The organism is Microbacterium sp. W4I20 (assembly GCF_030816505.1).
Classification (GTDB): Bacteria; Actinomycetota; Actinomycetes; order Actinomycetales; family Microbacteriaceae; genus Microbacterium.
Window position 1 is genome coordinate 284518 of sequence record NZ_JAUSYB010000001.1, and the last position, 21075, is coordinate 305592.

General features: G+C 68.7%; 25 protein-coding genes. 13 read left to right on the forward strand and 12 right to left on the reverse strand.

From position 1 onward, the window contains the following. Window positions 1-40 precede the first annotated feature (40 nt). The gene (locus QFZ21_RS01365; RefSeq protein WP_307373642.1) at window positions 41-1162 is read right to left on the reverse strand and encodes a heme A synthase; all 1122 of its coding nucleotides are present in this window, start codon (window positions 1160-1162) and stop codon (window positions 41-43) included. 230 nt (window positions 1163-1392) lie between these two features. Here QFZ21_RS01365 and sufB point away from each other — a divergent pair, with 230 nt between their 5' ends. The 7 genes from sufB to QFZ21_RS01400 are packed head-to-tail and all read left to right on the forward strand — an operon-like array spanning window position 1393 to window position 7975. After that, window positions 1393-2811: a Fe-S cluster assembly protein SufB gene (gene sufB, locus QFZ21_RS01370; protein ID WP_307373644.1), complete on the forward strand. Its 1419-nt coding sequence runs from the start codon at window positions 1393-1395 to the stop codon at window positions 2809-2811. Further along, window positions 2812-4017, forward strand: a complete 1206-nt coding sequence (sufD, locus tag QFZ21_RS01375) for a Fe-S cluster assembly protein SufD (RefSeq protein ID WP_307373646.1) — start codon at window positions 2812-2814, stop codon at window positions 4015-4017. Beyond that, window positions 4014-4340 carry a non-heme iron oxygenase ferredoxin subunit gene (locus QFZ21_RS01380; protein ID WP_307373647.1) on the forward strand — a complete coding sequence of 109 codons (327 nt, stop codon included), beginning with the start codon at window positions 4014-4016 and terminating at the stop codon, window positions 4338-4340. Before sufD ends, QFZ21_RS01380 begins: the two co-directional genes overlap by 4 nt. Beyond that, entirely contained in the window at window positions 4341-5111 is a 771-nt protein-coding gene (sufC, locus tag QFZ21_RS01385) for a Fe-S cluster assembly ATPase SufC (protein ID WP_307373649.1), read from the forward strand. Window positions 5112-5121: 10 nt separating this feature from the next. Next, the gene (locus QFZ21_RS01390) at window positions 5122-5451 is read left to right on the forward strand and encodes a metal-sulfur cluster assembly factor (protein WP_307373652.1); all 330 of its coding nucleotides are present in this window, start codon (window positions 5122-5124) and stop codon (window positions 5449-5451) included. Between the two features lie 2 nt (window positions 5452-5453). After that, entirely contained in the window at window positions 5454-6608 is a 1155-nt protein-coding gene (locus QFZ21_RS01395; protein ID WP_307373654.1) for a MalY/PatB family protein, read from the forward strand. Next, window positions 6605-7975 carry an MFS transporter gene (locus QFZ21_RS01400; RefSeq protein ID WP_307373655.1) on the forward strand — a complete coding sequence of 457 codons (1371 nt, stop codon included), beginning with the start codon at window positions 6605-6607 and terminating at the stop codon, window positions 7973-7975. Before QFZ21_RS01395 ends, QFZ21_RS01400 begins: the two co-directional genes overlap by 4 nt. Here the strand turns inward: QFZ21_RS01400 and QFZ21_RS01405 are convergent. Continuing rightward, on the reverse strand, window positions 7938-8522 hold the full coding sequence (locus tag QFZ21_RS01405; RefSeq protein WP_307373657.1) for a TetR family transcriptional regulator: 585 nt from the start codon (window positions 8520-8522) through the stop codon (window positions 7938-7940). The two genes, QFZ21_RS01400 and QFZ21_RS01405, sit on opposite strands and share 38 nt — an antisense overlap. Before the next feature lie 74 nt (window positions 8523-8596). Here QFZ21_RS01405 and QFZ21_RS01410 point away from each other — a divergent pair, with 74 nt between their 5' ends. Both QFZ21_RS01410 and QFZ21_RS01415 read left to right on the forward strand, forming a co-directional pair. Beyond that, a complete protein-coding gene (locus QFZ21_RS01410) occupies window positions 8597-9292 on the forward strand; it encodes an energy-coupling factor ABC transporter ATP-binding protein (protein WP_307373659.1) in 696 nt (231 codons plus the stop codon). Beyond that, complete coding sequence (locus tag QFZ21_RS01415) at window positions 9289-9882, forward strand: energy-coupling factor transporter transmembrane component T (RefSeq protein WP_307373661.1); 594 nt, start codon at window positions 9289-9291, stop codon at window positions 9880-9882. The genes QFZ21_RS01410 and QFZ21_RS01415 overlap by 4 nt, the downstream gene beginning before the upstream one ends. Window positions 9883-9885: 3 nt before the next feature. On the opposite strand, the gene QFZ21_RS01420 is transcribed toward QFZ21_RS01415, so the two are convergent. The 4 genes from QFZ21_RS01420 to QFZ21_RS01435 all read right to left on the reverse strand — a co-directional run bounded on the left by QFZ21_RS01420 (window position 9886) and on the right by QFZ21_RS01435 (window position 13861). Then, a complete protein-coding gene (locus tag QFZ21_RS01420) occupies window positions 9886-11193 on the reverse strand; it encodes an acyltransferase (RefSeq protein WP_307373663.1) in 1308 nt (435 codons plus the stop codon). A 96-nt stretch (window positions 11194-11289) separates the two neighbouring features. Beyond that, complete coding sequence (locus QFZ21_RS01425; RefSeq protein ID WP_307373666.1) at window positions 11290-11961, reverse strand: response regulator transcription factor; 672 nt, start codon at window positions 11959-11961, stop codon at window positions 11290-11292. Next, complete coding sequence (locus QFZ21_RS01430) at window positions 11958-13238, reverse strand: sensor histidine kinase (RefSeq protein ID WP_307373667.1); 1281 nt, start codon at window positions 13236-13238, stop codon at window positions 11958-11960. The genes QFZ21_RS01425 and QFZ21_RS01430 overlap by 4 nt, the downstream gene beginning before the upstream one ends. 5 nt (window positions 13239-13243) lie before the next feature. After that, window positions 13244-13861, reverse strand: a complete 618-nt coding sequence (locus QFZ21_RS01435; protein ID WP_307373670.1) for a DedA family protein — start codon at window positions 13859-13861, stop codon at window positions 13244-13246. A 164-nt stretch (window positions 13862-14025) separates the two neighbouring features. On the opposite strand from QFZ21_RS01435, the gene QFZ21_RS01440 reads away from it, so the two are divergent. The 3 genes from QFZ21_RS01440 (at window position 14026) to QFZ21_RS01450 (ending at window position 16770) form a co-directional block, all read left to right on the forward strand. Beyond that, window positions 14026-15624, forward strand: coding sequence for an ABC-F family ATP-binding cassette domain-containing protein (locus QFZ21_RS01440; RefSeq protein WP_307373673.1), 1599 nt, complete (start codon window positions 14026-14028; stop codon window positions 15622-15624). A 29-nt stretch (window positions 15625-15653) separates the two neighbouring features. After that, the gene (locus QFZ21_RS01445) at window positions 15654-16238 is read left to right on the forward strand and encodes a pyridoxal 5'-phosphate synthase (RefSeq protein ID WP_307373676.1); all 585 of its coding nucleotides are present in this window, start codon (window positions 15654-15656) and stop codon (window positions 16236-16238) included. A gap of 67 nt (window positions 16239-16305) precedes the next feature. Beyond that, window positions 16306-16770, forward strand: a complete 465-nt coding sequence (locus tag QFZ21_RS01450; RefSeq protein WP_307373679.1) for a cupin domain-containing protein — start codon at window positions 16306-16308, stop codon at window positions 16768-16770. 15 nt (window positions 16771-16785) lie between these two features. On the opposite strand, the gene QFZ21_RS01455 is transcribed toward QFZ21_RS01450, so the two are convergent. From QFZ21_RS01455 to QFZ21_RS01470, 4 genes are read right to left on the reverse strand one after another with little or no spacing between them, the layout of a single operon-like run. Beyond that, on the reverse strand, window positions 16786-17595 hold the full coding sequence (locus QFZ21_RS01455; protein WP_307373681.1) for an SURF1 family protein: 810 nt from the start codon (window positions 17593-17595) through the stop codon (window positions 16786-16788). Beyond that, a complete protein-coding gene (locus tag QFZ21_RS01460; protein WP_307373684.1) occupies window positions 17592-17786 on the reverse strand; it encodes a hypothetical protein in 195 nt (64 codons plus the stop codon). Before QFZ21_RS01460 ends, QFZ21_RS01455 begins: the two co-directional genes overlap by 4 nt. Continuing rightward, window positions 17783-18136 carry a DUF3099 domain-containing protein gene (locus tag QFZ21_RS01465; protein WP_307373686.1) on the reverse strand — a complete coding sequence of 118 codons (354 nt, stop codon included), beginning with the start codon at window positions 18134-18136 and terminating at the stop codon, window positions 17783-17785. Before QFZ21_RS01465 ends, QFZ21_RS01460 begins: the two co-directional genes overlap by 4 nt. Window positions 18137-18191: 55 nt before the next feature. Further along, on the reverse strand, window positions 18192-18803 hold the full coding sequence (locus tag QFZ21_RS01470; RefSeq protein WP_307373689.1) for a DUF4190 domain-containing protein: 612 nt from the start codon (window positions 18801-18803) through the stop codon (window positions 18192-18194). 161 nt (window positions 18804-18964) lie between these two features. On the opposite strand from QFZ21_RS01470, the gene QFZ21_RS01475 reads away from it, so the two are divergent. Next, window positions 18965-19675, forward strand: a complete 711-nt coding sequence (locus QFZ21_RS01475) for a beta-ketoacyl-ACP reductase (RefSeq protein WP_045280106.1) — start codon at window positions 18965-18967, stop codon at window positions 19673-19675. A gap of 24 nt (window positions 19676-19699) precedes the next feature. On the opposite strand, the gene QFZ21_RS01480 is transcribed toward QFZ21_RS01475, so the two are convergent. After that, window positions 19700-20395 (reverse strand): alpha/beta fold hydrolase, encoded by a 696-nt coding sequence (locus tag QFZ21_RS01480; protein WP_307373692.1) that lies wholly within the window; start codon window positions 20393-20395, stop codon window positions 19700-19702. Window positions 20396-20436: 41 nt separating this feature from the next. Then, complete coding sequence (serB, locus tag QFZ21_RS01485; protein ID WP_307373694.1) at window positions 20437-21072, reverse strand: phosphoserine phosphatase SerB; 636 nt, start codon at window positions 21070-21072, stop codon at window positions 20437-20439. Window positions 21073-21075: the final 3 nt, after the last annotated feature.

Genomic DNA, 21075 nt, shown 5'->3' on the forward strand with positions numbered 1-21075 from the left:
ATGAGACCCTAATGCGGGCCCTATGGATAGCCTGTGCGGATCACTCCGCGGCGGTCACCGGGCGCCGGAGATGCAACACGACGACCGTGTATGCGGCCGCAGACAGCGAGGCGAGCACCATGTGGATTCCGACGAGCAGCGGGGGGAGTCCCTCTCTCGCCTGCCAGACACCGACGGCCACCTGCACGCCGATAGCGATCACGAGCACGAGCAGCCAGCGGCGCGGTTCCGCCCGCAGCTTCCAGGCGGCGACCGCCAGCACCAGCACGAGAGCGGCGAGGATGTAGCCGGGCCACGAGTGAACATGGGCGAGGATCGTCGCGTCGAATCCGTGCCGGAACACCTCGGCGTCGCCGGAGTGGGGCCCTGAGCCCGTGGTCAGCACGCCGAACACGATCGTCACCGCCAGGGCGAGCCCGGTCACGTGGGTGAGGATTGCGAACCACTTCGGCACGGCGCGCTCGCGCGGACCGGGCGCCGCGTACAGGCGCACGAGGAACGCAGCGGTGACGCAGACGAGCAGCAGCGACGAGACGTAGTGGAACCCGACGATGAACGGGTTGAGCCCGGTGAGCACGGTGATGCCGCCGACGAACGCCTGCGCGATGACGCCGACCAGAGTGATCCACGCCGGCACGGTCAGGTCGCGCCGATCGCTGGAGGCGCGCACGGATCGCACGGCCGCGACGATCGTCACGAGCAGCAGCACCGCGGCCGCGACGGGGAACGCGAGGTCCTTGTCGAAGAACCGGACGACGGCGTATGCGACGCCCGCCGCGACGATCCCGCCGCCGGCGAACCACAGCGCGGTGGTCAGTGCGCGTCGACCGCTGATCAGATGCAGCACGAGCAGCACGACCGCGATGGCGATGAGGCCCACCACGCCCGTCATCAGCCGGTTGCCGAACTCGATCACGCCGTGAATGCCCTGCTCGGGGGTCGGCACGAGGGATTCCGGCGTGCACAGTGGCCACTCCGAGCATCCGAGCCCGGAACCGGTGAGCCGCACCGCGCCGCCGGTGCCGATGATGATCGTCTCCGTGACGAACGACAGCCAGGCGAAGATGCGCAGCGCCCGTCCCCACCCGACGGGGCGGAGCGCGTCGGTGCTCTGCGCATCACCGGCATTCGTCGTGGCGGCGGGGAACTTCGTCTCGGGCATGGGTCCTCCGGACCGGGCTGACTCGCGGGCACGGCCCGGTTGTCAGGCGGAACCTGTAGAATCGGATTGTTGCGATGAGCGCTGACAGCGCTGATGCATCGACAACAGTTTAGGCGCGATGAATGCGCCGGTGATGAGGGCCCACCAACGGCACACACTCCCGCAGACTCGACGGGGATCACGTGTGCCGGGGCGGATGACACCGTTTTGGGACCTGTGAGGAGAGTGTGATGTCGGATGTGCTGATCGACCGCCCGGAGCTTGAGAGTCTGGGGGTGTACGAATTCGGATGGCACGATGAGGACGCCGCCGGAGCCATTGCGAAACGCGGAATCTCCGAAGAGGTGGTCCGTGGTATCTCGGCCCTCAAGCACGAACCCGAATGGATGCTGAAGACCCGTCTCAAGGGATATCAGCTCTTCGGGAAGAAGCCGATGCCGACCTGGGGCGCCGACCTCAGCGCGATCGACTTCGACAACATCAAGTACTTCGTGCGCTCCACGGAGAAGCAGGCGCAGACCTGGGAAGACCTCCCGGTCGAGATCCGCGAGACGTACGAGCGCCTCGGCATCCCCGAGGCCGAACGCCAGCGTCTCGTCGCGGGTGTCGCCGCCCAGTACGAGTCCGAGGTCGTCTACCACCAGATCCGCGAGGACCTGGAGGCACAGGGCGTCATCTTCATGGACACCGACACGGCGCTGCGCGAGCACCCCGAGTTCTTCGAGGAGTACTTCGGCACGGTCATCCCGGCCGGAGACAACAAGTTCGCCGCGCTCAACACCGCCGTCTGGTCGGGCGGATCGTTCGTCTACGTCCCCAAGGGCGTGCACGTCGAGATCCCGCTGCAGGCGTACTTCCGCATCAACACCGAGAACATGGGCCAGTTCGAGCGGACCCTGATCATCGCCGACGAAGACAGCTACATCCACTACATCGAGGGCTGCACGGCCCCGATCTACAAGTCGGACTCGCTGCACTCCGCCGTGGTCGAGATCATCGTGAAGAAGAACGCCCGCGTGCGTTACACGACGATCCAGAACTGGTCGAACAACGTCTACAACCTGGTCACCAAACGGGCCGTCGCCCACGAGGGCGCGACCATGGAATGGGTCGACGGCAACATCGGCTCCAAGGTGACGATGAAGTACCCGTCGATCTACCTCATGGGCGAGCACGCCAAGGGCGAGACGCTCTCGGTCGCCTTCGCCGGTCCCGGTCAGCATCAGGACGCCGGCGCGAAGATGATCCACATGGCGCCCTACACGCAGTCGTCGATCGTGTCCAAGTCGATCGCCCGCGGCGGTGGTCGTGCCGGCTACCGCGGCGAGGTGCGGGTGGACGCGAACGCCCACCACTCGGCGAACACCGTGCGCTGCGACGCGCTCCTGGTCGACACGAAGTCGCGCTCGGACACGTATCCCGCGATCGACATCCGCGTGGACGACGTGCAGCTCGGCCACGAGGCCACGGTCTCGAAGGTCAGCGAGGAGCAGCTGTTCTACCTGCAGTCCCGCGGTATGCCGGAGGACGAGGCGATGGCCATGATCGTGCGCGGCTTCATCGAGCCGATCGCACGCGAGCTGCCGATGGAGTACGCGATGGAGTTGAACAAGCTCATCGAGATGGGCATGGAAGGCAGTGTCGGCTAGATGACGGCTCAGGCTACGGCGTTCGCAGGGACGCAGGATACGAACGCGCACATCGACCCGGCGGCCCAGGTGGCCGACGCCGGCTTCGTTCCGGTGCAGACCCGCTCTCAGCGGCCGCACTCCTTCGAACCGGCGGACTTCGGAGCGCCCAGCGGCCGTGAGGTCAACTGGAAGCACACGCCCGTCGCGAAACTGACGTCACTGTTCGCCGTCGCGGCGCCGAACGACGGAGTGCGCTACGAGTTCAGCGCGGGGGAGCAGTACGTCGCAGCGCCCCTCGCGATCGGCGCTGCGCCCCGCGGCGAGGTCTTCCTGGCGGAGGACGTCACGGCGGCGATCGCCTGGCAGGGCTCCGCCGAGGGGATGCACATCCGCATCCCGCGTGAAGAAGAGGTCGCTGAACCGATCTTCGTCTCGATCGCGGGTCTCGGCGCTGATCGCCGTGCCGACGCCCACATCGTGATCGAGGCGCTGGAGCACAGCTCCGCCACCGTGGTGCTCCAGCACACCGGCTCGGCGCAGTACGCGCAGAACATCGAGATCATCGTGCGCGACGGTGCGAAGCTGACGGTCATCAGCCTGCAGCAGTGGCAGGACGACGCGATCCACGCGGCTGCCCACCAGGCACGCGTCGGCGCGGATGCCACGCTCAAGCACTTCGTCGTCACCTTCGGCGGCGGCGTCGTGCGGGTCAATCCCAATGTCGAGCTCGCGGGCGCCGGTTCCGAGGGCTACCTCTACGGACTCTCCTACGCGGACGCCGGGCAGCACCTCGAGAGCCAGGTGTATCTCCACCACAAGGGCTCGCACACCAAGGGCGACGTGCTCTACAAGGGCGCGCTGCAGGGTCAGGGCGCGCACAGCGTCTGGATCGGCGACGTCCTGATCGGCGCGAACGCGAACGGCACCGACTCGTACGAGGCGAACCGCAATCTCGTGCTCACCGAGGGCGCCCGCGCCGACTCCATCCCGAACCTCGAGATCGAGACCGGCGACATCCTCGGAGCAGGTCACGCGAGCGCCACGGGCCGCTTCGACGACGAGCAGCTCTTCTACCTGCAGGCCCGCGGCATCTCGGAGGAAGAGGCGCGGCGCCTCGTCGTGCTGGGCTTCCTCACCGACATCGTGCAGCGCCTCGGGATCCCGGCTCTGGAGACGGAGCTGCTCGACGCCATCGAGACCGAACTCTCGGCGGTGAACGCATGACCGCCGAGCGCGTCTGCGGCGTGACCGACCTCGAGGTCGACATGCCGCTGCGTGTCGACCCGGCCGGAGTGCCGATCACCGTCATCAAGGACTCCGAGGGCGTCATCCACGCGATCGGCGACACCTGCACCCACGGTGAGATCTCGCTGTCCGAGGGATTCGTCGAAGACGGTGCCGTGGAGTGCTGGGCCCACGGCTCGGCATTCTCGCTCACCACCGGCGTGCCCCAGAACCTCCCCGCTTATGAGCCCGTCCCGGTCTACGTCGTCGAGATCGACGGCGACGACGTGCTCATCGACCCGACCGTGACGAAGGAAGTCTGAATGTCTGTTCTCGAGATCCGCGACCTGTTTGTGACGGTCGAGACCGAATCGGGGACCACCCCGATCCTCAACGGAATCACCCTCACCATGAACACCGGTGAGACCCACGCCATCATGGGCCCCAACGGCTCTGGCAAGTCGACGCTCGCGTACACGATCGCCGGTCACCCGAAGTACACGGTGACCTCGGGCTCGATCACGTTCGACGGCCAGGACGTCCTCGCCATGACCGTCGACGAGCGCGCTCGCGCGGGCCTCTTCCTCGCGATGCAGTATCCGGTCGAGATCCCCGGCGTCACGGTGACGAACTTCCTGCGCACCGCGAAGACCGCGATCGACGGCGAGGCGCCGGCCATCCGCGGCTGGACCAAGGACGTCAAGACGGCCATGTCCAACCTGCGCATGGACCCGAAGTTCGCGCAGCGCAACGTCAACGAGGGGTTCTCCGGTGGCGAGAAGAAGCGCCACGAGATCCTCCAGCTCGAGGTGCTCAAGCCGAAGTTCGCCGTCCTCGACGAGACCGACTCCGGTCTCGACGTCGACGCTCTGAAGATCGTCTCCGAGGGCGTCAACCGGGCCAAGGAGAACACCGGTCTCGGCGTGCTCCTCATCACCCACTACACGCGCATCCTCCGCTACATCCGTCCCGACTTCGTGCACGTGATCGTCGCGGGCAAGATCGTGGAAGAGGGCGGCCCGGAGCTCGCCGACCGGCTCGAGGACGAGGGTTACGACCGTTTCCTCGACCCCGCGGCCCCCATCGAGGCGTAGGCTGATTCGCATGACAGCGACCCTCACGGACGAGAAGTACGACGCGGTCACCGAGGCTCTGAAGGACGTCATGGATCCCGAGCTCGGGATCAACGTCGTCGACCTCGGCCTCATCTATGATCTCGCCTGGGATGACGAGAACGACGCTCTCGTCATCCACATGACGCTCACCAGCGCCGGCTGCCCGCTCACCGACGTGCTCGAAGAGCAGACGGCTCAGGCGCTGGACAACGTCGTCGACCGCTTCCGCATCAACTGGGTGTGGATGCCGCCGTGGGGCCCCGAGAAGATCACCGACGACGGTCGGGACATGATGCGCGCCCTCGGCTTCGCGATCTAGGGATGCTTCGCGTCACGGCGCTGCCGTTGGCAGAGCTCCGAGAGCGCAGCAGCGAGAAGTGGCGGGAGTACCCCGCCGACGTCCTGCCGCTGTTCGTCGCGGAGACCGACTTCCCGCTGGCGCCGGCCGTGGCGGCGGCGCTCCAGCGTGCCGTCGACGTCGGTGACACGGGCTACGTCGCGTCGCGCAACCCGCTCGCCGCGTCCTTCACGGGTTTCGCGCAGCGCCGCTTCGGGTGGTCGCCCGACCCCGCACGCATGCGCAGCACCGCCGATGTCAGCATGGGAATCGTCGAGCTGCTGCGTCGAGTGACGCAGCCCGGTGATCGAGTGATCGTCACACCACCGGTCTACCCGCCGTTCTACGAGCTCGTCTCCGAGGCGGGGGCCGAGGTGGAGCGGGTTCCGCTGCGCGACACCGGCACCGGCTGGGAACTCGATCTCGACGGAATCCGCGCGGCGTTCGACGACGGTGCGACCGCGATCCTGCTCTGCAACCCGCACAATCCGACCGGCACCGTGCACGACGCCGACTCGCTCGCCGCCCTCGCCGAACTCGCCGAGGAGTTCGGAGCCGCTGTGGTCTCCGACGAGATCCACGCGCCGCTCGCGCAGCCGGGGACCGACTTCACGCCTTTCCTCGCTTCCGGCGAGGCGGCGCAGCGCGTCGGGTACGCGGTGGTCAGCGCCAGCAAGGCGTTCAACCTCGCCGGGCTCAAGTGCGCGCTGATGGTGACCGCCGACGACGCCACCTCGGCGGTCGTCCGCGGACTCCCGGTGGAGGTCGAATGGCGGACGGGTCAGCTCGGACTCCTCGCCGCTGTCGCCGCGTTCTCCGAGGAGAGCGATGAGTGGCTCGACGGCCTGCTGCGCACCCTCGACGAGAACCGCGTGCTGCTGGAGGACCTTCTCGCATCGCGCCTTCCCGGCGCCCGGTATCGGATCCCGGATGCCGGCTATCTCGCCTGGATCGACCTGTCGGCTCTGGGCTGGGGCGACAACCCCGCGCGACGGATCCTCAAGGACGCCAAGGTCGCTCTGCACTTCGGTCCGGCCTTCGGCGCCGAGGGCGCAGGCCACGTGCGGCTGAACTTCGGCACGAGTCCTGAGATCATCACCGAGGCCATCGAGCGCATCGCGGCGCTCGTCGGTCGATGACGCTCCCGGAGTCGCCCGCGTCGATCTGGGACCGCCAGCGCATCTGGGTGACCCTCGGTGCCGTCGCGCTCATCTTCCTCGCCGCGATCGAGGCCCTGGCCGTCACGACGGTGATGCCGATCGTCAGCGAGGCTCTGGACGGCAAGGAGCTCTACGCCGTCGCATTCGCCGGAACCCTCGCGACGAGTGTGATCGGCATGGTGGCTGCAGGTGCCTGGGCGGATGCTCGAGGGCCGCGGGGTGCCCTGTACGTCGCCGTGACGCTCTTCGTCGCGGGCTTGCTGATCTCGGGGCTTGCGATCACGATGCATCAGTTCCTGGTCGGGAGGCTCGTCCAGGGCCTCGGAGCGGGCGGACAGACCGTCGCGCTGTACGTCGTCGTGGCGCGGCTGTATCCGGCACACCTGCACGGCCGCATCTTCGCCGCATTCGCCGCGGCCTGGGTCGTGCCCTCGATGATCGGGCCGTTCCTCGCCGGAGCCGTCGCGGAGTACCTGGACTGGCGATGGGCGTTCCTCGGTGTCGCGGTGCTTACCGGCGCGGCGTTCGTGATGATCGCCATCCGGCTGCGCGGCGTCGATCTGGGGCACGGCGAGCCTCAGGATGGCCGCGCTCTCATCGCGCGTCTGCTGCTCGCCGTCGTGGTGGCGGTCCTCGCGGTCGTGGTCGGCTTCTCGGCCGACATGTCGCCCGCGTTCCGCTGGCCGGTCGCACTCGGGGCCGTGGTCGTCATCGCCGTCGCCGTGCTCCCGCTGCTGCCCCGGCGCACGCTGCGGGCCGGGCGGGGTCTGCCGAGCGTCGTGCTGATGCGCGGCATCGCGGCCGGGGCCTTCTTCGCGGCGGAGGCGTACATCCCGTACCTGCTGATGGAGCGGTTCGATTTCACGGCGACCTGGGCCGGAGTGGCGCTGATGCTCGCGGCGTTCGCCTGGGCGGGAGCATCCGCTCTGCAGGGACGCTACGGCGAGCAGTTGGGCAACCATCGCATCTCTCTGATCAGTCTCGGACTACTGCTGATCGCAATGGTGTGCGTGCTGCTCGCCGCTCTCTTCGGCGTCTCGCCTGCGCTGGTGATCATCGGATGGGCGTTCGCCGGAGGCGGGATGGGACTGCTCTATCCGCGCCTGACCGTGCTCACCCTGGCCTACTCCGACGAGACGAACCAGGGTTTCAACTCGTCGGCGCTGTCGATCTCGGATGCGACCGGATCGGCCGTCGCGATCGCTCTCGCCGGTCTCGGCGTGGCCACTCTCGGGGGCGGCTCAGGGGCATTCGGCGTCGTGTTCGCGTTCGGGATCGCCCTGGTCGTGCTCGCCGTGGTGCCGGGCCTCAGGCTGGGCCACGCCGCCGAGTCGCAGACGCCCTGACGGCCTCGGCGATGGCGGTCACGCCGAGGTCGAAGACCCGGTCGAGCCCCGCCGTGACATCGGTCTCCCCACCGTCGAGCAGGGCGCCGTGGCTGTCCGCGTGCATGCGCTGCTGTACGAGCGTCGCGTGTCCGAGCACGAAGTGCAGGATCGCGATCGCGCGCTCATCGACCTCCTCGGCGCCGGCGCGCTCGAGCTGTGCGGCCAGGGCGGTCTGGGCGGGCGAGGCGCCGAGCCTCAGAGCGTGGGTGCTGAGAACGAGTTCTGCGCCGTCACGGTGGGCGTAGAGCGCATCGCGGATGCCGCGGGCGGTCGTGAGCACATCTGTCGCGCCGACGGGGATCGAGGCGGTGATGCGATCGGCGAGGTCGGCGAGGAGCTCCTGCTTGTTCGCGTAGTGCCAGTAGAGCGCGCTGGGCTGCACCTCCAGTCGTGCCGCGATCCGTCGCATCGAGAGGTCGGCGAGACCCACCTCGTCGAGCAGCCCGAGTGCGGTCCGAGCCACGCTGTCGCGGTCGTGTCGTGCGGAATTGTGCTCGGGGGTCATGTCCTCACTATAGTGAACAGCGTTCAGGTGAACGGTGTTCAGGTGGAGCATCCGAGCCGATCGAAGGAGGGCGGATGTCCCAGGCGATGACGGACACCACCACGATCTCGCTCGACGGCGTGGGAGTCGAGATCGACGGTCGCGCGATCCTGCGGGACGTGGCCCTCATTCTGACGGCGCCGAGGACCGCGGTGATCGGCGCGAACGGTTCCGGGAAGTCGACGTTCGCGCGCCTTCTGAACGGGCTCATCACGCCGTCCCACGGTCGGGTTGTCGTGCAGGGACACGACACGGTTCGGGATCGTGCTTCGCTGCGGCAGCGGGTGGGCTTCGTGTTCACCAATCCCGAGGCCCAGATCCTGAGGCCCACGCCGGCGGAGGATCTCGCGCTGTCGTTGCGCGGCCGACCTCGCGCGGAGGTGGCGCAGCGCGTGCAGGCCGCGCTCCGTGAGCACGGGCTGTCCGCCCACGCCGACGCCCCGGCTTCGACGCTGTCCGGAGGGCAGAAGCAGATGCTGGCACTGGCGTCCGTGCTGATCGCCGAGCCGCGACTGATCGTGGCGGACGAGCCGACCACGCTCCTCGATCTGCGCAACGCCCGCCGCATCGGTGACCTCCTCCTCGCCCAGCCGGCGCAGACCGTCATCGTGACCCACGATCTGGAGCTCGCTTCCCGCTGCGATGTGGCCGTGCTCTTCGAGGAAGGCCGGGTGACCGCGACCGGCGACCCGGCCAGCGTCATCGAGACCTACCGTCGAGGTTGTGGATGATCCAGCTCTACCGGCCGGGAAGCGGAATCCTTCATCGGGCGCCGGCATCGCTCAAGCTTGCGGCGCTCGCACTGCTCGCGCTCGGTCTGTCGCTGGTGCGGCTCGACGCGGCGGGCACGGCGGGCGTGCTGCTCGGCGTCGTCGTGCTCTATGGCGCGGGCGGACTGCCGCCGCGGGTGCTGGTCGCCGAGCTCTGGCGAGTGCGCTGGCTGGCGATCGTGCTCGCGGCGGCTCTGGCGGTCTTCGTCTCCCCGCTCGCGGCATGGATCAGCACGGGCCGCGTCGTCGCACTGCTGCTCCTCGCGAGCCTGCTGACGCTGACCACTCGCATGTCCGAACTGCTCGACGTCCTGCAGCGGCTCCTGCATCCGCTCCGCCGGTGGGGCGTCGACCCGGATGCCGTCGCGATGACGATCTCGCTCACGATCACCATGATCCCCGTCGTGGCGGGTTTTGCCGAGCGGGTGCGCGAGGCCGGACGAGCCCGGGGTGTTCGACTCGGTGTGCGGACGGTGGTGCCGCTGCTCGTGCTCACCCTCCGCCATGCCGACGAGGTCGGCGAGGCGCTGGCAGCCCGAGGCATCGGCTGACCCTCACGCGATGCCGAACGCCGCGCGAGGCACCGGGAGAGCTGCCGCGGAACGGGCGAGACGGAGCGCTCCGGCGATGAGCAGGACGGCGATGACGATCGTCGCGACCGACGCGCTGAGGGCGAGGAGCAGCACGATCCCGATCAGCCCCACCAGCGAGCCGAGCACGATCCGCGGAGCGGAGGTCGTCGCCTCGGGCGCGGCCTGTGTCTCGAAGCGTGTGAACGCCATCGCGACCACGGCGGTGAGGATCAGCGCCGTGGCCAGCCACAGCGGACGCCCCGCCCACCATGCCACGCTGTCCAGCGCGGGCAGGGGAATGCCGGTGAGCAGAGCGCCGGTGGCGGTGATACCGGCCATGGCGAGCAGCACCGGCATGTGCCAGAGGTAGATGGTCATGGCCCGTCGCGTGACGAAGTTCGTGAAGGCTGCCGGCTGAGGGCGGCGGCTGAAGCGCTCGAGGCGGTCGCGGTTCAGCGAGAGGGCGCCGGTGTGGATGACTCCGACGAGGATCAGGGCAGCCGTGGGTGGATTGATGTTCGCGATGAGGTCGGGCGAGTAGACGCCGGTGAGGAAGGTGAGCGCCAGCAGCAGCGTCGCCGCGCGGATCGCGAGCATGCGGACGCGGCGGCTGAGCGTATCGATGCGGCCATCCGCGAGGAAGAAGCCGAGCTGCTGGAGCGCCATCCAGACGAAGGCGAGGTTCAGGAATCCGAGTCCCTCGAAGCCGCTCGCGGCGCGGAGTGCGTCGACGACGACCGCTGCCAGCGCGAGCAGGGCGATCGTCCGCAGCGGTGCCCGCTCGTGCGCGGCCGCGAGGAGCGGAAGCAGCGCCTGGCAGAGCACGAACACCCCGAGGAACCAGAGTGGCTGCCCGTAGCGGAACCCCGCGGTCACGATGATGTCGGCCGGGACGCCGACGATGGTGAGGACGGCGAGAGAGATCCCGACGACGGCGATCGTGAACAGCGCCGGCCGCAGCAGCCGGTGCAGCCGACCGGCCACGAAGGCCGTGGCCGTGCCGCCGCGACTGCGCAGACGCCGGTAGGCGAGCAGCCCCGAGAATCCGCCGATCACGAAGAACAGCGGCATCACCTGGAGCATCCAGCTCAGAGGAGCGATCCACGAGGTGCCGTCGCTGGCGTTCGTGAATGCCGGACCGGAGGCGGTGAGGGTGACGCCGACCATGATCGAATGCAGGAGCACCACGCCGAGGACGCAGAGGGCGCGGACGAAGTCGATCCCGGTGTCGCGCTGTGCGGGCGGCGGGGGAGTGGGAGCTGCGGTGCGCGGTGCCAGGGCGATGGTCATGAGTCCTCCTCGGGGCGATGTCCCCGAAGACTATGGACGCGGTGCGCGGGGCGGCATCAACCCCGGGTGCCGTTCCGGCCCCTACCGTGGAGTGAGTCAGTTCGACGGTTCGACGAGGCCGGTGTCGTAGGCGAGGATCACGGCGTGCACGCGGTCGCGCAGGCTCAGCTTCGCGAGCACCTTGCCGACATGCGTCTTCACGGTCTGCTCGGCGATGAACAGCTCGGCGGCGATCTCGGTGTTCGAGTGGCCCTTGCCGATCAGGACGAGCACCTCGCGCTCCCGTTCGGTGAGGTCGGCGAGCGCCGTCGCGGCGCGAGGTGCGCGGGGTCGTCGCCCGGCGAACTGCTCGATCATGCGCCGCGTGACGCTCGGCGCGAGGAGCGCATCGCCACCGGCCACCACCCGCACGGCGTGTACCAGTTCCTCCGGCAGTGCATCCTTCAGCAGGAACCCGCTGGCTCCGGCCTCCAGGGCGTCGTAGACGTAGTCGTCGATGTCGAATGTCGTGAGCATCAGGATCCGCGGGACGTGGGCCGCGGGATAGTTCGGACCGAGGATGCGCCGGGTCGCCTCGATGCCGTCGAGTTCCGGCATCCGCACATCCATCAGGATGACGTCCGGATCGAGTCGCGCGGACAGCGTGACCGCCTCGGCGCCGTTCGCCGCCTGCCCTGCGACGCGGATGCCGTCGTGGGCGTCGAGCAGTGCGGCGAATCCCGCACGGACCATGGCCTGGTCATCGGCGATGAGGACGCTGATCGTCACGGGTTCTCCTTGTCGGTGCCGGAAGCGCCGGTGAGCGACTCCGACGTTCTGGGTGCGCCGTCGACGGCCAGGGGAAGCGATGCCTCGACCGTCCAGCCGCCGTCGGAGTCGGCACGGGCGGAGAGGCTCCCACCGAGGAGTTCGGCACGCTCGCGCATCCCGCGAAGACCATATCCCGTTCCGTGGCCGTCCGGAGTGCGGGGCGGCGCGGCGTTGTGTACGCGGATCCGGATCGTCTCGGCATCGGCGTGCAGGCGGACGGCGATCCGGGCTCCCGGCGCGTGACGGACGGCGTTGCTCAGGGCCTCCTGGATGATGCGGAACGTGGCGATCTGCACTCCAGGTGCCGCCGCGGAGGCCGTGTCGCCTCCCTCGATCATCAGGCCGACCTCCACACCGGCACGGCGGATGCTGTCGACCAGGGCCGGCACATCGTCGATTCCCTGCTGCGGTGTCAGCTCGGTGCTCTGGTCCTCGGTGCGCAGCACACCGAGCAGCCGTCGCATCTCGGTCAGCGAGCCGCGAGCCGTCGCCGCGATGTCGTCGAACTCGGCTGCCGCGACATCGCCGATCTCGGGGAGGCGGTAGCGCGCGGTCGAGGCCTGGACCTGGATGACCGACATGCTGTGCGCCACGACGTCATGCAGCTCGCGCGCGATGCGCGTGCGCTCCTCGACGAGGGCGCGCCGCGATTGCTCGAGGGCGCTGTGCTCCTTCTCCCGGGTCAGCTCCTCGGCTACCCGCAGCCTTCCGGCCACCAGCGCCGCGATGAGGAGCATCGCCGCACCGAGGGAGACCGTCACGATGGTGTCGGCGGTGGCGTTGCCGGCGGCGGCCGGCGACGAGACCATGTCGGGCCGCAGGAGCGGCGAGGTGAGCGAGGCGATCACTCCGATGATCAGGGCGATGGAGCCGAAGCGGATGCCGTGCCGGAAGGTGATGACGCCGACGAAGACGACGAAGGCGAGGAGCGCCGGCACCGACCACGGCCACGGCGCATGACTCGCGTGCTCCCGGTCGACGATGAGGGGCACGGTGAAGACCGCGACGCCGAGCAGGGCGGTCGCCCACCGTGGATGCGAGATCGCCAGCAGCGGAGCGACGCACAGCGCGGCGCCGAGCAGGAACGACAGCGGGACCGGTGTGCCGTACAGCGCGGAGTGGATCGGCACCAGGTTCGCGAACAGCGCCACGGACACCACGCACAGCACCACGAGGGCCGCGGTGCGGGGTGAGATCCGCGAACGGCGTGGGGTGGTCTTCGGGCGACGTGCCATGAGTGTCATCCTGCCAGTCGGGGGATGGGCTCTCGTCGTCGACGAGCGGCCGCGACGCGGTCGAGCACCACTCCGACGACGAGAGCGATGACGATGCCGAGCCCTGCACTGAGCAGCGGCTGGTCCTTGATCCACGCGCCGGCGAGCAGGCCGATCGCCAGGCTGAAGATGCTCCAGCTGATCCCGGCGACCAGGCTCAGGGGCAGGAAGCGGCGCCAGGCGAAGTCCAGTGCTCCGGCCGACATGTTCACCGCCACCCGACCGACCGGGATGTACCGCGCGCCGAGGATGAGCGTCGCGCTGCGGCGATCGAGCGCTCGTTGCGCATGAGCGAACGCGCCGGCCACCCTCGGTCGACGCATCCAGGCGAACCGGGTGGTGCCGAGGCGCCGACCGATCGCGAACGCGATGTTGTCGCCGATCGCCGCGCCGATCGCGGCCACCAGACCGAGGAGCAGCAGGTTCCCGTCACCCGTGGACGCCGCCACCGCGACCGCGGCGACCAGCACCGTCTCGCTGGGAACGGGCGGGAAGAACCCGTCGATGATCGTCACGGCGAACAGCACCAGGTACAGCCAGGGGGAGGCGATCGCCTGCATGATGATCTCGTTGAGTATGTCCACTCCTGCACGCTACGAAGAGGAGACAGGTCGGGGCATCACTCTGCGGTATCGTCCCTGTCACTCTGAGGGCTGATCTTGCTGACCGGCGCCCCCTGCCGCGCGGCTTATACTGGGAGGTCGGCCGCTCGGCCGGACATCTCCCCCTGAACGAACGGACATCCGCTGTGCTTGCCGTGCACGACCTCGAGATCCGCGTTGGCGCGCGCCTGCTCATGGAGAACGTCTCGTTCCGCGTCGCCGACGGAGACAAGATCGGGCTCGTCGGCCGTAACGGTGCCGGAAAGACCACGCTCACCAAGGTGCTCGCCGGTGATGCCCTGCCGTCGAACGGCAAGGTGACCCGCTCGGGCGAACTCGGCTACCTGCCTCAGGACCCGCGCTCGGGCAACCCGGAAGACCTCGCCCGTACCCGCATCCTCGACGCCCGTGGCCTCGGGCAGCTGAACCTCGGGATGACCGAGGCCTCGCTCGCGATGGGCTCCGAAGACCCGGCCGTCGCAGAGAAGGCCATGAAGCGCTACGCCGCGCTGACCGAGAAGTTCGAGGCGCAGGGCGGCTACGCCGCCGAAGCACAGGCCGCTTCCATCGCGCACAACCTGTCGCTGCCCGACCGCATCCTCGACCAGCCGCTGTCCACCCTGTCCGGTGGTCAGCGTCGTCGCATCGAGCTCGCGCGCATCCTCTTCTCCGACGCGCAGACGATGATCCTCGACGAGCCCACGAACCACCTCGACGCCGACAGCGTCGTGTGGCTGCGCGAGTTCCTCAAGGGGTACAAGGGTGGGCTGATCGTGATCAGTCACGACGTCGAGCTGGTCGGTGAGACCGTGAACCGCGTGTTCTACCTCGACGCGAACCGTCAGGTCATCGACACGTACAACATGAACTGGAAGAACTACCTGCGTCAGCGGGTGGCCGACGAGGAGCGCCGCAAGAAGGAGCGCGCGAACGTCGAGAAGAAGGCGACCACGCTGCAGCTGCAGGCGGCGCGCTTCGGCGCGAAGGCCTCCAAGGCGGCTGCCGCCCACCAGATGGTGGCGCGCGCGGAGAAGATGCTCGCTGGGCTCGACGACGTGCGCCAGGAGGATCGCGTCGCGAAGCTGCGGTTCCCGAAGCCGGCTCCCTGCGGCAAGACGCCGCTCATGGCGTCCGGTCTGTCGAAGTCGTACGGTTCGCTGGAGATCTTCACCGACGTCGACCTCGCCATCGACCGCGGCTCCAAGGTCGTGATCCTGGGACTCAACGGTGCCGGCAAGACGACACTGCTCCGGATGCTGGCGGGCGTCGACAAGCCGGACACCGGGCAGCTCGAGCCGGGCCATGGACTCAAGGTCGGCTACTACGCCCAGGAGCACGAGAACCTCGATGTCAAGCGCTCGGTGCTCGAGAACATGGTGTCGGCGGCCCCGCACATCACGGAGACCGAGGCGCGCAAGGTGCTCGGCTCGTTCCTCTTCACGGGTGACGACGTGCTGAAGCCGGCCGGCGTGCTGTCCGGTGGGGAGAAGACGCGTCTGTCCCTGGCGACCCTCGTGGTGTCCTCCGCGAACCTGCTGCTCCTGGATGAGCCCACCAACAACCTCGACCCTGCGTCGCGCGAGGAGATCCTCGGCGCGCTCGCGCACTACGAGGGTGCTGTCGTGCTGGTCTCGCACGACCCCGGTGCCGTGCAGTCGCTCAACCCGGAGCGGGTGCTGATCCTGCCCGACGGTGTCGAAGACATCTGGAGCCAGGAGTACCAGGACCTCATCGAGCTCGCCTGAGCCGGAGCCCACGTGGCATAGTCGAGAGGGTGACAGACCCCGAGATCTCTCGACTGAATCAACCTCTCAACGAATGGCTTCGTGGTCGCCACGCTCTCACCGGCGAGCCGCCCGAGTGGAACCTCGATGCGCTGCCCGAGGAGCCGACGGTCCTGTTCCGTGAATGGATGCTGCAGGCCGACGCCGCCGGTGTCGCCGAGCCGCACGCAGCGACTCTCGCCACGGTCGATGCGAGCGGCGTTGCGGACGCGCGAACCCTGATCCTGAAGGAGATCGATGACGGGCGCTGGGCCTTCGCCAGCACCCGTTCCTCTCGCAAGGGTGCTCAGTTGACCGACTCGCCGTCCGCCGCACTGAACTTCTGGTGGCAGCCGCAGGTGCGCGCGGTTCGGGTACGAGGTCCTGTGGAGGAGGCGACAGCCGAGGAGAGTGCGGCAGACCTCGCTGCGCGGTCCGCCTCGGCGCGGGAGGGGATCGCGCCCGGCGACTGGGTGCGCTGGCGGATCATCCCGACGAGGATCGAGTTCTGGCAGGGATCGCGGGACCGCCGACACACCCGAGTCGTCTACGAACCGGTCGGCGACGGCTGGTCGCAGACGATCATCCGCGACTGACGTCGCCGAGGCCGCGAGGATAAGCGCGACCGCCGCACCCGACTACCCGCATCGAAGGAGAGACAGCGTGGACACACCCGCACCGACTGAGCGAGGAATGAGCGGATACCAGGTTGTCGAGATCGGTGAGCTCGACCAATGGCGCAGCCATCACGGCGGTTTCGATGCGACTCGATCGCGGGACGGCCGGCGCGTCGTCGATCACGAACTGACGATGCAGTACATCGGGATGACGGCGAATGCTCTCGAGCCGGGAGAAGAGGCCGGCTACTGGCACGTGCACGCGAAGGTCGAGGAGGTCTACGTGTTCCTCGGCGGCCGAGGGCAGATGGGGCTGGACGACGATGTCGTCGAGGTGGGCCCCGGCACCGTGATACGCGTTGGTCAGGGCGTCGCGCGCACGTGGCGGGCGCGCCCGGACAGCCCGGGAGAGCTGCGCTGGCTGTGCATCCGTGCGGGCGGCGAGGCGTTGCCGCACCTGCCGGACGACAGCTCGCGGCTGCCGCAGAAGCCCATGCCCTGGGTCGACTGAACGCGGCGACGAACCTCAGTGCGCGTCGAGCAGCTCGTCTTCGACGTCGGCGTCCTGATCTCGGCGACGGGACTTCTTCACCGGGGTTGCGATCCCCTCGACGTCTTCGCGATGCTTCACGATCTCGGTGCGGATGATGTATCCGATGAACACGAAGCCCATCAGAGCGAACAGGATCCACTGAATCGCGTAGGAGAGATGCGGGCCGGGATCGTCGGTGGGGGAGTCGAATCCTCCCAGCGAGGTCCCGGCGGGCTCCTCGCTGATGAGCTGACCGTACGCGCCGGTGATCACATCGCCGTCGACGAGTTCGGCGATCGACGGCAGGTTGATCGTCGGCACCTGGCCGTCAGGCGCTCCTCGACCGGAGGCCGGAAGCTGCTCCCCGGGACGGAGTCGCACGGTCGCCTCCACCTCACCGGTCGGCGGGGCGGGAACGGAATCCGGCGAGTCGCCGTCACCCGGGGGCACCCAGCCGCGGTCCACGATGAAGACGCGGCCGTCGACGTCGCGGAACGGAACCAGCACCTCGAACGCGCTCGTGCCCCCGTGCGGACGGTTGCGCACCAGGAGCTGTTGATCGGCGAGGTACTCGCCCCGCAGAATCACCGGGTGCCATTGGTCGCCGGGGTCGAGCGCGCCGTCGTCACCGATCAGGTCGGACAGGGGTACCGGGTCCGCGTCGTAGTTCTGCTCGACGAGCGCGATCTGCTCCGAGCGCGTTTCGTTCCGCTCGAACTGCCAGTTCGACAGGAAGGCGCACGCGACCGCGAAGCCGATCGCGATGAGCACGTACACAGCCCATCGGGTCATCCGCTGACTCATGCGGGAAGACCGTCCCGAACGAAGACGGGGAAGTCCCTCGCGGCCAGATAGTCGTGAAGGAACCCGACGTGCTCATCGCAGGCGAGCCAGATCTTCTCGCGATCGGCGGCGTGGATGCGCGGGTTGCGCCACACGACCTGATGGGTCGCCGCGCTCCGGCAGCCGGCGCGCGCGCATTCGAACTCGGTCACGATTCGTCCCGGCGTCCTTCGCGGATGGTGAACACCTGCGGATCGGTGGATTCCTCGACGGCGATGGGCTCGGGCTTCGGCGCCTCGATCTCCTGCACCGGAGATTCGGCGATGGTCTCGGTGCTGTCGCTTCCGGCATTGGCGAAGACCACGGCGATGTAGGGGAGCACGGCGGCGGCGATCCCGAACACCCAGGTGTACCAGCCGTACGGCTGGACGAGGACCATGAGGGCGAAGCAGATGATGCGGATCGTCATCGTGAGCGCGTAACGGCGCACACGATGATCCGCCTCATCCTGCGGCGACTGCGGCAGTGAGGTGACGGCCGGGACTCCGCGCGCGTTCTTCACGATGTTCCCAGCCTACGCCGGTGCGGCGACACCGGCGCGTCGGTGCGGCGGACGCTCAGCTCGCGTAGAGGAAGGGAAGGGTGAAGGCTCCGAAGAACAGCAGGCCGACGATCGTCGAGATGATCGAGAACAGGAGGATGCCGGCGACGACGTAGCCCATGATCACCCCGGCGAAGGCCATGCCGCGTCCGCCCAGACCGGGGTCGCGCTTGGTCTGACGAAGAGCCATGTGGCCGGTGATCACGGCGGCGATGGACGCCAGCATCGGTACCACGGCCCAGAACAGCACGATTCCGGCGATGCCGCAGACGAGTGACGTGACGGCGAGGCCGCTCGTCGGCCGGGCCGGCGGCGCGGGGTAGCCCGAGGCCGCGTAAGGGGAGTAGCCCTGCTGCTGCGGGGGGAGCGGAGGACCGTAACCGGACTGGGCGGGGGCGACGCCGTAGGGCGACTGCTGGATGGCTGCCTGACCGTACGGCTGCTGCTGCGGGGCGACCTGCCCGTATCCGGGCGTTGCGCCGGGGTAGGCCTGGGTGGGCTGAGGCGGGACCTGCGCGGGATATGTCGGTGCGTACGCCGGCGACAGCGTGGCCGCAGGAGGAGGAGGCGGCGGGGGTGTGAGTCGCTGCGCGTCGGGGGGAGAAGGGATGCGGGTGTCGTCGCTCACGCTGGTGCCTTTCGTCGCGTTCAGCGTCCCAGCACGCCTGGGTTCTGTCAAACGCTCGCCGCAGCCGGGCGATCACCGCGCACGTGCCTGGCGGAGCATCCTCGATAGGATCGATGACGGCTCGGGACCCCGGACCACGGCCCAGATCAGGAGTGATACCCATGAGTGCTCAGCGCGTCGTCCTCGTGACCGGAGGCAACCGCGGCATCGGCCGCGCGATCGCCGAGCGCTTCGTCCGCGACGGGTACCGTGTGGCCGTCACCGCGCGCAGCGGTGAAGGGCCAGAGGGCACGTTGACCGTCCGTGCGGACGTGACGGATGCTGCGGCGCTCGACGCCGCGTTCACCGAGGTGGAGCAGCAGCTCGGACCGGTCGAGATCGTCGTCGCGAACGCCGGGATCACGAAGGACACCCTGTTGTTGCGCATGAGCGAGGACGACTTCGACAGCGTGGTGGCGACCAACCTCGGCGGTACCTTCCGCGTGGTCAAGCGCGCGTCCAAGGGCATGCTGCGCGCGCGGTTCGGCCGAGTCATCCTCATCTCCAGCGTCGTCGGGCTCTACGGCTCCGCGGGCCAGGTCAATTACTCTGCGTCGAAGAGCGCGCTCGTCGGATTCGCTCGCTCCCTGACGCGCGAGCTCGGCGGGCGAGGTATCACGGCGAACGTCGTCGCCCCCGGATTCATCGAGACCGACATGACCGCGGAACTGCCCGAAGAGACCCAGAAGCAGTACAAGGCGAACATCCCTGCAGGCCGGTTCGCCACCCCGGACGAGGTCGCCGGTGTCGTGACCTGGCTCGCCGGTGACGACGCGGGCTACATCTCGGGCGCCGTCATCCCGGTCGACGGCGGTCTGGGCATGGGGCACTGACCCCGCCTCGGCCGCGTCAGGCGGTCATCGGGCGATCGCAGCGTTGATCAGCTCGCCGAGCTTCTCCGGCACGGAGAACTGCGGCCAGTGGCCCGACCCGATCTTCACGACCTCGGTGTCGTCGATCGCATGGAACTCCTCTGCGTAGTCACCCCACTGTTCGAGAACTGCTTCGAACGCCTCGCGGTCGAGACCGCCCATCAGCAGCGTCACCGGCACCCGGTACCGAGCGTCGTCGCCGAGGACGATCCCGTCGGTCGGCACGCGAGCGGGAACACTGCGGGCCAGGGGCGCGGTGCGCGCTCGCGTCGCCTCGTCGAGGTCGCTGACGTCGTCATCCGGGAAGAAGTCCCATCCCGGGAAGGCGACCACGCCGTCGACCAGCTCGAACTCGCCGATGTTCGCGCCCGGAGGCAGCGGCACGGTGTCGACGAAGATCACGCGGCTCACGCGGTCGGGCCGTGCGTCGGCGACACCCCAGGCGACGTTGCCCCCACCGCTGTGCCCGACGACGACGGCCGCACCCGGCAGGGAGTCCAGAGCGGCGACCGCAGCATCGACCCACTCGGCGATGCCGACGTCGGCGGACTCGGATGCCGGAGCGCCGAGGCCCGGCATGGTGAGGGGATGCGCGCGATGCCCCGCCTTCTCGAGAGTGGGGATCACGGCGTCCCAGCTGGTGGCATCGAGCCAGAGACCGGGGATGAGAATGATGTCCATGACCCGACGGTAGCCCTGGCGTCCGACATCCGCCAGGTTCGCTAGGGCAGGAGCGGAATGACCTCGGACAGGTCCTGCGGCCCGATCACGAGGCTCGCGGCGCTCTTCACGGCCGGCTTCGCATTGAAGGCGATTCCGAGCCCGGCGACGCCCATCATGGGCAGGTCGTTCGCGCCGTCTCCGATCGCGATCGTGGCATGCGGTGCGATGCCGAGCTCGCGGGCCCATGCCTGCAACGACGAGGCTTTCGCGGCGCCGTCGACGATGTCGCCGTCCACGTGGCCGGAGAGCACCCCGTCGACCACCTCGAGTCGATTCGCACGCCAGCGGTCCACACCCAGCTCCGGAGCCACACCGTCGAGGATCTCGTGGAACCCGCCTGAGACGACCCCCACGACACCGCCGCGCTGATGCACGGCCGCGGTCAGCTCCCGCACGCCCGGCGTCGGCTCGATACGTCCGCGGACCCGCTCGAACGCGGCGACCGGCACTCCCTCGAGTGCGGCCACGCGCGACCGCAGGCTCGTGGCGAAGTCCACCTCGCCGCGCATCGCGGCCTCGGTCGCCGCCTGGACCTCGTCGCGACGGCCGGCCTCGTCGGCGAGCAGCTCGATCACCTCATTGCGGATGAGGGTGGAATCGGCATCGAGGACGACGAGGAATCGCGCGGCGGTCACACG